Genomic DNA, 14695 nt, shown 5'->3' on the forward strand with positions numbered 1-14695 from the left:
GCACGCCCGCACCCGCCCCCGACGCCGAGACCCTCAACGCCACGATCCGCTACACGATGTGGTCGGTCTTCGCGGTCGACACCCCGCTGCCCGCGGACGACGCGGCGCGCGCCGCGGTGGTCGCCGACGCCGAGCGCGCGGTGGGCGCCGACGCCGAGCTGGTCGTGCGCGGCTGGTACGACGTGGCCGGGCTGCGCGCCGACGCGGACCTCATGGTCTGGTGGCACGCCGAGACGGTCGAGCAGGTGCAGGCGGCTTACCACCGGCTGCGCGCGAGCGCGCTCGGCGCGCACCTCACGCCCGTGTGGTCGGTCGTCGGGCTGCACCGCCCCGCCGAGTTCAACCGTGCGCACGTGCCGGCGTTCCTCGCGGGCGAGCCCGCGGGCGACTACATGTGCGTGTACCCGTTCGTGCGCTCGTACGAGTGGTACGTGCTGCCCGACGACGAGCGCCGCGCCATGCTGCACGAGCACGGCGCGGCCGCGCGCGACTACGCCGACGTGCGGGCGAACACGGTGTCCTCGTTCGCGCTCGGGGACTACGAGTGGCTGCTCGCGTTCGAGGCGTCCGAGCTGCACCGCATCGTCGACCTCATGCGCGACCTGCGCGCGACGCAGGCGCGCCTGCACGTGCGCGAGGAGGTCCCGTTCTACACCGGGCCGCGCGTCGAGCTGGGGGAGTGGGTGCAGCGGCTGCCGCGCGCCTGACGGCGCCGGTCGTCGTCGTCAGGGGCCGGTCGTCGCCGACCCTCCTCGGTCGTCGTGACGGTGCCGCCGGCGCGTGAGCGCCGACGGCACCGTCACGCCCGCGAGGTCAGGGGTACAGGCCGCGGATCTGGTGCGCCTCGGCGACGCGTCGCACGCCGATGGTGAGCGCGGCCTCGCGCAGCGTCACGGACTCGGCGCGCGCGAGCGCCGACACCGCCGCGTGGCTCGCGAGCATCCGCTGCTCGAGCCGCTCGGCGATCTCGCCCTCCGTCCACCAGTACGCCTGGTTGGCCTGGACCCACTCGAAGTAGCTCACGACGACCCCGCCCGCGTTGGCGAGGATGTCGGGTACCACGACGACGCCGCGCTCGGCGAGCACACGGTCGCCCTCGCTCGTGGTCGGCCCGTTCGCTCCCTCCACGACCCAGCGGGCCTTGACGCGTGCGGCGCTCTCGCCGTCGAGCACGCCCTCCACGGCCGCGGGCACCAGCACGTCGACGTCGAGCGCCAGCAGGTCGGTGTTGCTCACGACGTCGGCGTCGGTGAACCCCGTGACGGTCCCGGTGCGCGCGACGTGCTCGAGCAGCGCGGGCACGTCGAGCCCGTCGGCGCGCTGCACGCCGCCGTACTGGTCGCTGACCGCCACGACGCGCGTCCCGGCCTCGTGCAGCAGGCGCGCCGCGTGCGAGCCGACCTTGCCGAAGCCCTGCACGGCCGCGCTGACCTCGACGAGCTCCACGCCGTCGGCGCGCAACGCCGCGCGCGCGGTGTGGACGACGCCCTGCGACGTCGCGGTCGGCCGTCCCAGCGACCCGCCGACGGCGAGCGGCTTGCCCGTCGTGACGGCGGGGATCGTGAAGCCGCGGTTCACCGAGTAGGTGTCCATGACCCAGGCCATCGTGCGTTCGTCGGTGCCGATGTCGGGCGCCATGATGTCCCGCTCGGGGCCGATCATCGGCATGATCTCGCTCGTGTAGCGGCGGGTCACGCGCTCGAGCTCGGCGGTCGAGTGCGCGTGCGGGTCGATCGTCACGCCGCCCTTGGCGCCGCCGTACGGCACGTCGACGACCGCGCACTTCCACGTCATCCACATCGCGAGCGCACGCACCTCGTCGATGTCGACGCCCGGCGCGTAGCGCAGCCCGCCCTTGCCGGGTCCGCGTGAGATGTTGTGCTGCACGCGGTAGCCGGTGAACACCTGGACGCGGCCGTCGTCGCGGCGCAGCGGCACCGCGACGCGCATCTCGCGTCGCGGCGTCGCGAGGACCTCGTGCAGCCCCTCGTCGTAGCGCAGGATCTCGACCGCGCGCGCCAGCTGGTGCTGCGCGGTCGCCAGGGGTGCCGAGGCCTCGGCAGGGGGGTCGTCGGGCTCGTGTGCGGTCGTGTCGTGAGGCATGCGCCCACACTGGCACGACAGGGACGTGCGGTCCTGTCGATGACGGCCCGACCCGCTGCCCGGGTCCGTGCCGCTGCCCCGGCCCGAGCAGCTGCCACGGCCTGTGCCGCCGCGGCGGGGTGCGGTCGGCCGGACGACGGTCAGGCGGAGGCGCGGATGACGAGCTCGGGGGCGAAGATCATCGGCTCGCCCGCGGGGGCGCCGCTGAGCTGGTCGAGCAGCCGCGCGCCGGCGGCACGGGCCATCGCGATGACCGGCTGGATCACGCTCGTGAGCGGCGGCGTCGTGGACGCCGCGACACCGAGGTTGTCGTAGCCGACCACCTTGACGTCGCGCGGGACCTCCCGCCCGAGCTCGGTGATCACGCCGAGCGCGCCCGCCGCCATCAGGTCGGACGCGATGAAGATGCCGTCGACCTCGGGGTGGGCGGCGAGCAGTTCGCGCGCGGCGGCTGCCCCGGAGGCGATGGTGAAGTCCCCGTGGACGACGGCCGACTGGTCCAGGCCGGCCGTGGTCATCGCCTGGCGCCAGCCTGCGAGGCGGTCGATCCCGGCGGACATGTCCTGCGGACCGGCGATCGTGCCGATGCGTCGGCAGCCGCGGTCGATGAGGTGCTGCGTGGCCAGGCGGCCGCCCTCGGTGTTGTCGGTGTCGACGTACTGCACGTCCTCGCCCGGTGCGGACAGCGGACGGCCGACGAAGACGTTGGGCACGGAGGACGCGAGCAGCGCGCGGTCGAGCTCGTCGTCGCGGTGGTGCGACACGACGATCGCGCCGTCCACGTGGCCGTTGCGCAGGTAGCGGATGGTCCGCTCGCTCTCGCCCGGACGGGCGATGACGAGGACGACCTGGATGTCGGAGTCGGCGAGCGACGTGCTCAACCCGTTGAGGGTGCCGGCGAAGAAGGGGTCGGACAGCACCCGCTCGTCGGGCTCCGGCACCACGAGCGCGATCGAGTCCGTGCGTCGGGTGACGAGCGAGCGCGCGGCGCGGTTGGGCGTGTAGCCGAGGTCGGCGACGGCGGCCTCGACGGCCGAGAGCGCCTCGGGAGAGACCCGCAGGCCTCCGTTGATCGCGCGCGACGCGGTCGACCGTGAGACGCCGGCGCGTTCGGCGACCTGCTCCAACGTGGGAGCGGAGGGACGGAGGGGCTCGCCCCGCGTGCCGAGAGTGTTGACCACCGAGGTCTTCCTCCTGTTGCTGCCAGGCGACGGTGCCTGTGCACTGTCACGCTTCGCGCGCGGTGACGCACGCGTGAGATTACCTCCCGGCCCGGGGCGAGCGTGGGAAGCGCCCCGGGCCGGGTCCTGATCAGCCCTTGACGGCGCCCGCCATGATGCCCGCCACGAGCTGGCGGCCGGCGAAGATGAACAGGATGATCAGCGGCAGCGTGATGAGGAAGACGCCCGCCATGACCAGCGAGTAGTCCACGAAGTAGTTCGCCTGCAGCAGACGCACCGCGACGGGCAGCGTCGGGTTGCTCTGGTTGAGCACGATCGACGGCCAGAAGAAGTTGGTCCACTGCGTGACGAACGTGAACAGCGCGAGCATCGCCGCGGCCGGGCGCGCTGCCGGCATCGCGATCGACCAGAAGGTCCGGAACATCGACGCGCCGTCGACGCGGGCCGCCTCGATGAGCTCGAACGGCAGCGCCTCCTCGAGGTACTGCGTCATCCAGAAGACGCCGAACGCGGTGACCAGCGCCGGGACGATGACCGCCTGCAGCGACCCGATCCACCCGATCTTCGCCATGATGATGTAGAGCGGGATGACGCCGAGCTGGGTCGGCACGGCCATGGTCGCGATGACGAACACCAGGAGCGGGCGACGGCCCTTGAACGACAGCTTCGCGAACGAGAAGCCCGCGAGCGTCGAGAACAGCACGGTCGTCGCCGACGCCACGAGCGCGATGAACAGCGAGTTGCCGAACGCCTTCCAGAAGTCGAACGCGTCCGAGCTGATGACCTTCGAGAAGTTGTCGAAGAGGCTCGCGTCGGGGAAGAGCTGCGGAAGCGAGCTCTGCGCGATCGCGATCGGGTCCGACGACCCCAGCAGGAGCGTGTAGTACAGCGGCCCGAGCCCGATGAGCACGGCCGCGCCGAGCAGCACGTAGGTGAGTGCGCCGGGACGGCGGTCGTACCCGCCGACCTTGCGGCTGCTCCGCCGGGCGGCGGCTCGCGCGGCACCGGCGCCCGCCGTCTGGCGGGTCGTGGGGACGGAGCTCATGCGGACCTCCTCGAGGAACGGGCGGCAGCGCGTCGCTGGCGACGGGTGCGCGTGGTGGTGCGGTCGGCGCCCGACGTCGAGATCCGGTTGGTGATCGCGAAGTTGACGAAGCCGATGACGACGACGATGAGGAAGAGGACCCAGGCCACCGCGGCGGCACGTCCGAGGTTCCGCTGCGTGCCCCAGCCGACGTCGTACAGGTAGAGCGTGGTGGTCATCCACTGCTGGGAGGACCCGCCACGACCGGCCTCGTCGAAGACGCGCGGCTCGTCGAAGATCTGCAGGCCACCGATGGTCGACGTCAGGACGACGAAGATGATCGTGGCGCGGATCTGCGGGATGGTGATCGAGAAGAACTGGCGAACGCGCCCGGCGCCGTCGATGATCGCGGCCTCGTACAGCTCGCGCGGGACGGCCTGCATCGCGGCGAGGAAGATCAGCGCGTTGTAGCCGGTCCAGCGGAAGTTGACCATCGAGGCGATCGCCACGTGGCTCGCGAGGGCGTCGACGTGCCAGCGGATCGGGTCGATGCCGAAGAAGCCGAGCGCGCCGTTGATGAGGCCCGACTGGTCGGCGAACATGCGGCCGAAGATGAGGCCGACGGCGACCGGTGCCACCACGTAGGGCAGCAGCACGCCCATGCGCCAGAACGTCTTCGCGCGCAGGTTCTGGTCCAGCAGCGCCGCGATGACGATCGCGACGAGGACCTGCGGCACCGAGGAGAGCAGGAAGATCGAGAACGTGTTCCGCAGGGACCGCCAGAACGCCGGCTGGGCGAAGATGTCGGTGAAGTTCTGGAACCCGATGTAGTCGCCCTGCCCGCCCAGCAGCGACCACTGGTGCACCGACACGTACGCGGTGTAGATCAGCGGGAACAGGCCGGTGATGGCGAACAGGATGAAGAACGGGGAGATGTAGAGGTACGGGGACAGCTTGACGTCCCAGCGCGACAGGCGCTGGGAGAAGCCGACCCGGCGCGGCGCGCGGGGGGCGCCCTGGGGCGCGACGCGCTCGGGCGCCGGTGACTGGACGGACATGACGGACCTCGTGGGGGTGGTGACCCGCGTGCGGGGACTCAGGGTCGCGTCGTGCCCGCGGACCCTCGGACGTCAGACGGTGGACCGTGCGGTCACACCGGAGGGCCGGCCGGGGACCGTGTCGCAGGTCCCCGGCCGGCCCGGTGGGTCACAGACCCAGGTTGTCGTACGCCTGGACCGCGCTCGTCCAGCCCTGCTCGATCGACTCGGACTTGTCGATGTCGACGCGGTTGAGCGCGTCACCGACGGTCTGGTGGATCTGGAAGTAGTTCGGGCCCTTGAACGGCGTCACGTCGATCGCCGCGGCACGCTTGGCGAAGATCTCACCGACCGGCGCGTCGTTGAAGAAGTCGTTCTTCGCGGCCTTGAGGTCCTCCGAGTCCCAGGCCTCGACCTGGCTCGGGAACGTGCCCGCGTTGAGGAACGCCTTGATCTGCGTCTCGGGCGAGGTCAGCCACTCGGCCAGCTTCTTGGCCTCGTCGACGTTCTTGCCGGTCGACGGGACGGTCAGGTACGAACCGCCCCAGTTGCCGCCGCCACCGGGGAAGACGTCAGCGACGTCCCAGCCGGTGATGCCGCCGGCGCGCTCCTCGATCGGGCCGGTCATCCACGCCGGGCAGAGCATCGTCGCGAAGCCGTTGCTCTGGAACGCGGCGTCCCAGTCGCCGGACCACTGGCCGAGGTGCGCCGAGAGGTCGGCCGACGCGTTGAGGGTGTCCTCGTACAGCTTCTTGACGTCCGCGTTGTCCGCGAGCGGCTTCGGCGTGCCGTCGTTCTCCTCGTACGCGTTGGTCAGCTGGTTGACCATGCCCTGGTAGATGGACGACGCGGAGTCGAACCAGGCGACGTCGGGCGACTTGGCCTTGAACTCGCGGCCGGCCGCGAAGTAGGTGTCCCAGGTGGCGCTGTCGCCGCCGAGGAACTCCTTGACCGACTCACGGTCGGACGGGATGCCAGCGGCGTCGAACAGGTCGGCGCGGTAGCAGATGCCCTCCGGGCCGATGTCGGTGCCGTAGCCGATGAGCTTGCCGTCGGCCGTCGTGGCGGCCTTGGCCTTCCAGTCCTCCCAGCGGCCCTCGACGGCCGGGTCGGTCAGGTCCGCGAACGCGTCCGCGCTCTGCACGAGCTCGGGCAGCCAGTCGACCTCGATCGCCTCGACGTCGGCGAGGCCGGAGCCGCCGGCGGCGAGCTTGGTCGTGAGGTTGGTGCGCGCGTCCTCGGACTTCGCGGCGCGCGTCTGCTTCACGGTGACGTTGGGGTTCGCCTCGGTGTACTCGGCGAGCAGCTCGTCGGTGTAGCCGAAGTCGTTGAACGTCGCGACGGTCAGCGTGATCTTGCCGTCGCCCTTGTCGTCACCTCCGCCGGTGGAGGAACCGCTGTCGTTGGAGCAGGCGGTGGCGAGCAGCGAGATGCTCATGACGCCTGCCGCGAGCGCCCACGTCCTGCGTGTGGTCTTGCGCACTGTGACTCCCTTGTCAGTCGGACGGCGACACCGCCGTACGTCGATCCGCGCGGTGCCGCGGCGTCGTCGACGACGGGCATCGTGCGTGGGGTGGTCGGCCCCGTCGTGGGTGCGCTCTCGCAGTGGATTGCGGGAGCGTTCCCACGCACTGCGGGACACCTTGCTGCGCCAGGTGGTCAGGTGTCAAGGAGGGGTGCTCGTGCGACGACCGTGGTAGCGGTCCCACAAACTCATCGCTGCAGGTCAGAGCGATTTCCCACGACTTCCACGTTACCCAATCGTTACGGCCTTGAGCCGCTCGTGACCTGGACCGGGCCGGGGTGCCGCACGGGGGTGCGTCGCGAGCCGCGGACACCCGTGGGAGGGGTGCCGACCGGGTCGCGCGTCAGGCCGTCGTGCCCGGACCGGCGCGCTCGGCGAGCCAGGTCTGCGCGACCTGCTGCTCGGTCGCGAGCGCGGCCCGCACCGCGGACCCCGCGGCCTCCTCGACCGCGGCGGCGAACAGCGGCACCGCGGCACGCACCTCGCCGTCGTACGTCACGCGGCTCGCGTCCGACCCGACGGCCACGAGCGACGTCCTGCCCGTGACGCGCACCGGTGCGCCGGCGATCTCGACGGCCACCGTGCCGGAGCGCGACCCGTCCGCGTCGGCGGCCTCCCACGCCTCGACCTGGCGGACGTCGATCCGGTCGCCGACGAACGCGCGCAGGTGGGCGGGGATCTGGCCCGTGGGCAGCTGGCGCCGCGTCGTCACCGTGAACGCGTCCTCCACCGTGCCGGTGACGTCGACGTGCTGGTCGACGGCGCCCGCGGCCCGGACCTTCGCGTGCACGTACGCGGGGTCGGCGAGCAGGCGCGCGGCGTGCCGCACGTCGGTGGGCAGGTCGATCGTCACGTGCAGGTGCACCGTGGGCTCCCCGGGCCGAAGGTGTCGGTCCCGCGCGACGGCGCGGGTCCCTCGACGGCTCCCGCCGCGCTCACCCCCGTGCTGCTCCGCGGCGTGGACCCGTCGCGTCGAGCCTAGCCGCCGCTGCGTACGCTGGGGTGCGTGTCCACGCTGAGCGACCTGGTCGCGCGCCACGGTGCGCTCGACGCCGCCGATCTCGAGTGGCTCCACCTCCTGGTGGGCGACTGGCAGGTCGTGTCCGACCTGGCCTTCGCCGACCTCGTGCTGTGGCTGCCGACCACCGACGACGACTTCGTGGCGGTCGCGCAGTGCCGGCCGTCCACGGGCGCGACCGTGCACTACGACGACGTGGTCGGCTCGCACCCGCCCGAGGGCCAGCGCGCCCAGCTGCGCCGGGCGCTCGAGGAGCGGGCGCCGCAGCGGTCCCGAGAGCCCCGGTGGTTCGGGTCGTACGCGGTGCGGGAGGAGGCCGTGCCGGTGGTCCGGGGCGGCCGCGCGATCGCCGTGCTCGCGCGGCAGACGAACCTCGGCGGTGCCCGCACGCCGTCACGCCTGGAGCTCAACTACGTCGAGGCCGCCGACGACCTCGTGGGCATGATCGCGCGCGGCGAGTTCCCCTCGCCCGACGCGCCGACCGGCCCGCGCCGCGGCGCGCCCCGTGTCGGCGACGGGCTCGTGCGTCTCAACGCCGAGGGGGAGGTGCTGTACGCCAGCCCCAACGCGCTGTCGTGCTTCCACCGGCTCGGGGCGCTCGGCGACCTCGTGGGCCGGTCGCTCGTCGAGGTGACGTCCGACCTGATCGAGCAGGACGCGACCGTCGACGAGTCGATGCCGCTCGTCCTCATGGGGCGGGCGCCGTGGCGGGTCGACGTCGAGGCGCGCGGCGTCGCGCTGTCCCTGCGTGCCGTGCCGCTCACCGAGGGTGCGCAGCGCACGGGTGCCGTCCTGCTGTGCCGCGACGTGTCGGAGCTGCGGCGGCGCGAGCGCGAGCTCATCACCAAGGACGCGACGATCCGCGAGATCCACCACCGGGTGAAGAACAACCTGCAGACCGTGGCCGCGCTGCTGCGGCTCCAGTCGCGGCGCATGAGCTCACCCGAGGCGCGCGACGCGCTCGGCGAGGCCATGCGACGCGTCGCGACGATCGCGCTCGTGCACGAGACGCTGTCCCAGACGCTCGACGAGAGCGTGCCGTTCGACGACCTGGTCGGTCGCAGCCTGCGGCTCGCGGCGGACGTGGCGACGGCCGGCGCGTCGGTCCGGACGACGGTGCGGGGCTCGTTCGGCGCGGTGCCCGCCGAGGACGCGACCGCGCTCGCGCTGGTGCTCACCGAGCTCGTGACCAACGCGGTCGAGCACGGGCTCGCGGGGCGCGAGCAGGGCACGGTCGAGATCGTCGTCGAGCGCGACGGCAACGACCTGCGGGTCGAGGTCGTCGACGACGGCGCCGGGCTGCCCGAGGGCAAGGGCGCGGGCACCGGTCTGGGCACCCAGATCGTGTCGACCCTCGTGCGCAACGAGCTGGGCGGCTCGATCGTGTGGCGCACGGGGGACAGCGGGGGCACCTCGGTCGTCATCGAGGCCGTGCTGCGCCAGGGCCGGGACGCCGCGACGGTCGCCTGACGCGTCGTCGGCTGCGGGGTCGACGGCCCGCGGCCTCCGGGGTCGGCCCGGCGACTGCGCGGCGGGACTGCGCGGCGGGACTACGCGGTCGGGTCCGAGGGTGTCGTCCCGCGCAGCCGCGCGGCCCGCGCACGGCTGCCCGCGCACGGCTGCCCGCACGACGACAGGGCCGCCGCGAACGGTCGGCCCTGTCGGGGTGGTGCTGGTGGCGACGCGGCGCGTCGCGGTGAGGCGCTCGGTCAGCCGGCGCGGCGCTGGCGCGCGGTGCGGCGCTTGAGGGCGCGGCGCTCGTCCTCGGAGAGGCCGCCCCAGACACCCGCGTCCTGACCCGTCTCGATTGCCCACTTGAGGCACGTGTCGACGACGTCGCAGCGGCGGCACACGGCCTTGGCCTCCTCGATCTGCTGGAGGGCGGGGCCGGTGTTGCCGATCGGGAAGAAGAGCTCGGGGTCCTCGTCGAGGCAGGCTGCGCGGTGGCGCCAGTCCATGGGGATCTCCTTGGGCGCACGCCTGGCCGGCGCGCCCTGGGAGAGCGCGCGACGACAGGCATGGAGTCAGTGGTGGGGGGAACGTGCTTGCTCAAGCGTCACACCGGGTGCGGTCGCCGCACAAGGGTTACGACGACGTTTCATCACGGTGACGTCTGAGGCGTTGGTCACACCTGCAGAAGGTTGGGGTGTGACGCGACGGGGTGTCGACGCATGACGCCGCGTCGATCTCGGCCGAACGGCCAGGTCAGCGCCACACGTCCCGCATCGGCCTCGTGACCTGGGAGATCGCTGGGTCGTTCATGTGCCGGTCACGCGGGGGACGCCCTGGAGCGGTGCCCCGGCGGGTGGCTCGCGCGGACACCGGCCGCATGCGTGACGTGGTTCACGCGGGACCCGGGACGTCCTTCCCGGTCGTGCGCCTCTGGCGTGTGGTCAGGGGGTGCCGCGGGATCTGGTATGGGCCTGGGGCGACCTTCTAGGGTCGGGGGATGACCTCCGCCCCGACCTCTTCGCGTCCTGCGCTGCTCACCGTCGCGTGGCTCCTCGTGCTCCTCGAGGTGCTGACGCTCGGGGTGGCGGCCGGCGCGGGCGTCGTGTCGCTCGCGCGCGGGGCGCACGTGGGTCCGGTCGTGTTCCTCGTGCTCCTCGCGCTGGGCGCCGCGACCCTGCTCGCCGCGGCCGCCCGTGCGCTGCGGGACGGCCGGCGCTGGGGTCGTGGCCCGGTGCTGACGGCCCAGATCCTCACGGTGGTCGTCGCCGGGACGTGGTGGGGCGCGGGCGGTGGGCCGCTCGCGCTGGCGCCGATCGTCGTCGCCCTGGTCGTCGCCGTGGCGCTGCTGACGCCGGCGGTGGTCGCCGCCACCTCGGCCACGGGAGCCGTGCGCGACTGACGGCCGGCCCGCGTCGGGTGCCGGTGCCGCGACGCGGCGGCCGTTCTCAGAGGACCGGTGGCGCGTCGTGCACCTGGACGCGCACGAGCGTGCGGTCACGGCGCAGCACGCCGCGGCCGGGGACCCGCTCGCCCGCGTCCGCGTGCAGCGCGTGCCCCGCGCCGAGGAGGTCGACCGCCGCAGGCCCGTGCGGGTCGAGCACGAGCAGCTGACCGCGCCTCAGGACCGCCGCCGCGGCCCCGCGGAACGCCGTCGCGGCGTGCTCGGTGCTGGTTGCGACCGCCAGCACGCGTGAACCGCCGTCCCGCAGCGACCGTTCGAGGCGATCGGCCGCGTCCGGTGCGCGGCGCTCGAGCTCGTCGAGGTCGTCCACGACCAGCGCCGTCGGGTCGCAGGCGTCCGCGAGCAGCTCGGCGAGGCGTTCGGTGCCGACCACGACGACGCCCGCCGCCCCGTGGTTCGTCCCGGCGGGCTCGTCACGACCCACGTCGGTACCGATCGGCCCCGTGCCCGGGGCGTCCGGGTCGGCGGCGGGGACCACGAGCGCGACCCGTCGGCCGTCGCTCGCCACGGACTGCGCCAGCGTGCGCAGCGCCGTCGTCCGACCCGAGCCGGGTGGGCCTGCCACCAGGAGGGGACGCGTGACGTCGACCCGGACGGAGGTCCCGTCGACGCCGCCCGTCCCCAGCGTGCCGGGCGCCGCGCCGGCGGGCGGCGCCAGACGTCGGGGGAGCCGGGCCACGCGCAGCGGGACGTGCGCCCAGGCAGGGCGGTGCACCGCGACGGACGAGGGCAGCACCACCTGTGCCTCGGCGACGGCCGTCGGGGTACTGGCGACCGCGCGGCCCGCGCCGCACCGTGGTCCCGCGAGTGCCGTGGGCACGCCGGCCTGGGGGTCGAGCGCCGGGTCCGCGACCGGCAGCACGAGCCGCGTCGGGAACGTGCCGGTCAGGCGGGTGAGCGCCGCGACCACCGGACCGGACGCCGCGACGTGCACGCCGTCCGGCGGACGTCGCAGCAGCGCCGCGAGCAGATCGGCCCCGAGCCCGCGGGCGTGCCGCGCGAGCTCGTCGAGCAGCACGTCGAGACCGTCGACCAGCAGCACCTGAGGCGTCGCGGTCGCGTCCCGACGGGTCAGCCGGTCCAGCAGCAGCACGCACCGGTGCAGGTCGTCCAGCGGCAGCACGGTCCCGACACCGTCGTGGTCGACGTCGCGCAGCGCGGCGGCGAGCTGCTCGGGCAGCCCCATCGCGTGCACGTGCGCACCGGCGTGCAGCGCGTGGGTCCCCACCGTGAGCAGCGCGGTCGACCTGCCCGAGCGCGGACCGCCGAGCACGAGCAGCGGTGCGCCGTCGAGCCGCCACCGGACGTCGGCGCGACGCTGCTCGGCGGGCAGGTCCGCGGCGGCGACGAGCAGCCCGTCGGCCGTGGCCGGCGCGCCCACGGCGTCGGCCGGCAGCCGTGCGGGCAGCCCGGGCACCCACGGCACGCCCGTGCCCCGGACGTCCCGGGCCGCGGCCCGGCACGCCGCGACCCACCGGCCGACGTCCTCGGTGGCCGGGTCGTCGGCCGCGGCGTCGGGCTGCCACGACGGCGCCCCCGCGGCGACGAGCCGGACGGGCGCCGGCGCGCGTCCGTGCCGCGCGCGGGCCACCTGGACCGAGACGGCCGGTCGCGGCCCGACGCGCAGCAGCGCGCGTCCGGGGGACGCGGGGTCCAGCGCGGCGGCGTCGGGCACGCCGAGCACGTCACGTGAGTCGGCCTCGTCGGCGACGCGCAGCGCGATCCGCAGGTTCACGTTCGCGCGCAGGTCGGCCGGGACGGCCCCGGCCGGACGCTGCGTGGCGAGGACGAGGTGCACACCCAGGGCACGACCCTGCGCCGCGAGGCGGGCGAGCGTCGCGGACGCCTCCGGCAGGTCGTCGACCATGGCCCGCAGCTCGTCCACCACGACCAGCAGACGACCCGGCGTGGCGGGGTCCACGGGGTCGAGCTCGGCCAGGTCGGTGCGGCCCGCGGCGGCGAGCAGGTGCTCACGGCGACGCACCTCCGCCCGGAGCCCGGTGAGCGTGCGTCGCGCCGTCGCGACGTCGAGGTCGTGGACGTGGTCGACGACGTGCGGCAGCCCCGCGAGCGGACCCAGGCCCGTCCCGCCCTTGAAGTCCACGAGCAGCAGCGCGAGCCGCGCGGGCGGGTGGGTCAGCGCGAGCGCGAGCACGAGCGTCGTGAGCAGCTCCGACTTGCCGGCCCCGGTGGTGCCGGCCACGAGCGCGTGCGGGCCGTCGCGCACGAGGTCGACGACGACGGGGTCGCCGGCCGGGCGACGCGGGTCCACGCCGAGCGTCGCGGCGAGGCGCCGGGGGTCGGTGCTCGCACGCCAGGCGTCGGCCACGCCCGCGACCGACGCGCCCGGGACGCCCGGGAGCGCACCGAGCACCGGGGCCGGCTGCCCCCCGGGCGACGCCGCGGGTGACGGCGCGCAGGTGCCGGACGACACCGCGTCGACCTGCCAGGAGAGGGCCGCCGCGGCCCGGGCCTGCACCTCCGCGAGCGTGGCGCTCACCCCCTCGACGCCGCGGCCGCGCTGCACCGCGCGGCACGAACCCCCAGGGCGACGGGGTCGGCGTCGGGTCTGCGGCGTGCCGACCCGCGGAGCGGGGAGCTGCAGGACCGTCGACGCCCAGGCGGGCGCCGCGGCGCCCTCCGTGACCACCAGCAGGAGCCGGGCGCGCGGGCCGACCGACGAGCGCCACGCCGCGAGGTCGTCCCCGCACCCGTCCGCCACGACCAGGACGTCGACGCCCTGCCCCGGCAGCGTGGACGAGGGCGACCACCACCGGGTCCACGACCACGAGGCGGGGTCGGCGGGTGCGCGGACGACGAGGGCGGTCGGCGTCGCGGCACCGAGCGTGCGCAGCGTGAGAGCCCGCGCCACCGGGAGCGTCGAGGCGCGTGGGCCGACGAGCGCGAGGGTGCCGTCGGCGGGCCACGGGTCGAGGTCGCCGGGCACGGGCTCGGGACGACCGTGCAGTCCCCGTGCCGTGGCGAGCCGCAGCTCCGCGACGTCGCGCGGGGGCGTGGGACCGGCACCGGTGGCGTCCGTGCCGGACGTCGCGGTGCCCGGTGCTCCTGCCGGGCCGCCGGAGCCGGGCGCGCGCAGCACGGCCACGAGCCCGAGCAGGCCGACGCCCGCCGTCAGGAGGAGCAGCGGCTGGCGCATCGCGACGGCGAGCGCCACGGCACCGCTGGTCGAGGCGACGGTCGTCCAGGCCCACGGCGGCACGCGAGGGGGCCGGCCGGTACGGTCGCGCGTGACTCCCGGTCCGCGCACGACGACCGTCGTCCCGCCGATCCGCAGGGGCTGACCGGGCCGCCACCGGCGCGACGGCCACCGTCGGGGCACGGAGCGGCCCGCCGCGACCCGACCCGCGCCGCGGGGCGCGGCGAGCGTCCGGACACGGACCCGGCGGCCGCGGCGGACGACCTCGAGCACGACTCCGGTGAGGACCGGGTCGGCGAGGAGCAGACCCGCGGACCGGCCGTGGTCGGGCCGCGGGACGCCCTGCGGCTCGTCCCGGTGCGTTCGGGAGCGGCGTCGGGCCGGCGCCGCGGGCCCGTGGAGGCGTGCGTGCGCGCCCTCGGCGAGGGGCAGGAGACGCCCCGCGTCGGGGCCCGCCACGACGGCGACGTGGGCGTCGGTGCCGGCTGCTGCGAGGGCGTCGTCGGCGTCGGCGCCGTCACGCGGACCGGTCGGACCGCGGTCGCGCCCGACGACCGCCCCGGGAAGCAGCGGGGGAGCACCGGCCGGGTGGGTGTCGTCGAGCGCTCGCCCGGCGACCGTGAGCACGGTGCCCGGTGCCGCCCACGCGGCCTCGCCCGTGAGCACGGCCAGCCGGCGCCGCAGCTGTCCCGCTGGAAGCCCCGGCAGGACGTCGACGTCGAGGCCGGCCGGACCG

Annotated in this window: 11 protein-coding genes; 3 read left to right on the forward strand and 8 right to left on the reverse strand. The window is 74.7% G+C overall.

The features are described 5' to 3' along the window. The coding region (hemQ, locus tag ATM99_RS13525; protein ID WP_062103405.1) for a hydrogen peroxide-dependent heme synthase at positions 1-707 on the forward strand (707 nt) is incomplete at its 5' end. 106 nt (positions 708-813) lie between these two features. Here the strand turns inward: hemQ and ATM99_RS13530 are convergent. The 6 genes from ATM99_RS13530 to ATM99_RS13555 all read right to left on the reverse strand — a co-directional run bounded on the left by ATM99_RS13530 (position 814) and on the right by ATM99_RS13555 (position 7735). Further along, positions 814-2103 (reverse strand): Glu/Leu/Phe/Val dehydrogenase, encoded by a 1290-nt coding sequence (locus ATM99_RS13530; RefSeq protein WP_062103406.1) that lies wholly within the window; start codon positions 2101-2103, stop codon positions 814-816. A gap of 140 nt (positions 2104-2243) precedes the next feature. Then, on the reverse strand, positions 2244-3230 hold the full coding sequence (locus tag ATM99_RS13535; RefSeq protein ID WP_369798086.1) for a LacI family DNA-binding transcriptional regulator: 987 nt from the start codon (positions 3228-3230) through the stop codon (positions 2244-2246). Between the two features lie 184 nt (positions 3231-3414). After that, on the reverse strand, positions 3415-4329 hold the full coding sequence (locus tag ATM99_RS13540) for a carbohydrate ABC transporter permease (RefSeq protein ID WP_062103408.1): 915 nt from the start codon (positions 4327-4329) through the stop codon (positions 3415-3417). Continuing rightward, positions 4326-5366, reverse strand: coding sequence for a carbohydrate ABC transporter permease (locus ATM99_RS13545; protein WP_062103409.1), 1041 nt, complete (start codon positions 5364-5366; stop codon positions 4326-4328). Before ATM99_RS13545 ends, ATM99_RS13540 begins: the two co-directional genes overlap by 4 nt. A gap of 148 nt (positions 5367-5514) precedes the next feature. Next, complete coding sequence (locus ATM99_RS13550; RefSeq protein WP_062103410.1) at positions 5515-6828, reverse strand: ABC transporter substrate-binding protein; 1314 nt, start codon at positions 6826-6828, stop codon at positions 5515-5517. A 385-nt stretch (positions 6829-7213) separates the two neighbouring features. Then, entirely contained in the window at positions 7214-7735 is a 522-nt protein-coding gene (locus tag ATM99_RS13555; RefSeq protein ID WP_062103411.1) for a DUF2505 domain-containing protein, read from the reverse strand. A 141-nt stretch (positions 7736-7876) separates the two neighbouring features. On the opposite strand from ATM99_RS13555, the gene ATM99_RS13560 reads away from it, so the two are divergent. After that, positions 7877-9358 (forward strand): sensor histidine kinase, encoded by a 1482-nt coding sequence (locus ATM99_RS13560; RefSeq protein WP_062103412.1) that lies wholly within the window; start codon positions 7877-7879, stop codon positions 9356-9358. A gap of 239 nt (positions 9359-9597) precedes the next feature. Here ATM99_RS13560 and ATM99_RS13565 read toward each other — a convergent pair whose 3' ends face one another. Further along, on the reverse strand, positions 9598-9846 hold the full coding sequence (locus tag ATM99_RS13565; RefSeq protein ID WP_013117620.1) for a WhiB family transcriptional regulator: 249 nt from the start codon (positions 9844-9846) through the stop codon (positions 9598-9600). Positions 9847-10337: 491 nt separating this feature from the next. On the opposite strand from ATM99_RS13565, the gene ATM99_RS13570 reads away from it, so the two are divergent. Continuing rightward, positions 10338-10739: a hypothetical protein gene (locus ATM99_RS13570; RefSeq protein WP_062103413.1), complete on the forward strand. Its 402-nt coding sequence runs from the start codon at positions 10338-10340 to the stop codon at positions 10737-10739. Positions 10740-10785: 46 nt separating this feature from the next. Here the strand turns inward: ATM99_RS13570 and ATM99_RS13575 are convergent. After that, positions 10786-14695, reverse strand: a 3910-nt coding sequence (locus ATM99_RS13575) for an FtsK/SpoIIIE domain-containing protein (RefSeq protein ID WP_150118289.1), incomplete at its 5' end; no start/stop codon positions are given.

This window comes from Cellulomonas sp. B6 (genome assembly GCF_001462455.1).
GTDB lineage: Bacteria > Actinomycetota > Actinomycetes > Actinomycetales > Cellulomonadaceae > Cellulomonas.

What these genes read in the sequence shown, in the direction of transcription:
- ATM99_RS13530 (WP_062103406.1), bottom strand. Translation starts at nt 2,103, where the DNA reads ATGCCTCACGACACGACCGCACACGAGCCCGACGACCCCCCTGCCGAG.
- ATM99_RS13540 (WP_062103408.1), bottom strand. Translation starts at nt 4,329, where the DNA reads ATGAGCTCCGTCCCCACGACCCGCCAGACGGCGGGCGCCGGTGCCGCG.
- ATM99_RS13545 (WP_062103409.1), bottom strand. Translation starts at nt 5,366, where the DNA reads ATGTCCGTCCAGTCACCGGCGCCCGAGCGCGTCGCGCCCCAGGGCGCC.
- ATM99_RS13565 (WP_013117620.1), bottom strand. Translation starts at nt 9,846, where the DNA reads ATGGACTGGCGCCACCGCGCAGCCTGCCTCGACGAGGACCCCGAGCTC.
- ATM99_RS13570 (WP_062103413.1), top strand. Translation starts at nt 10,338, where the DNA reads ATGACCTCCGCCCCGACCTCTTCGCGTCCTGCGCTGCTCACCGTCGCG.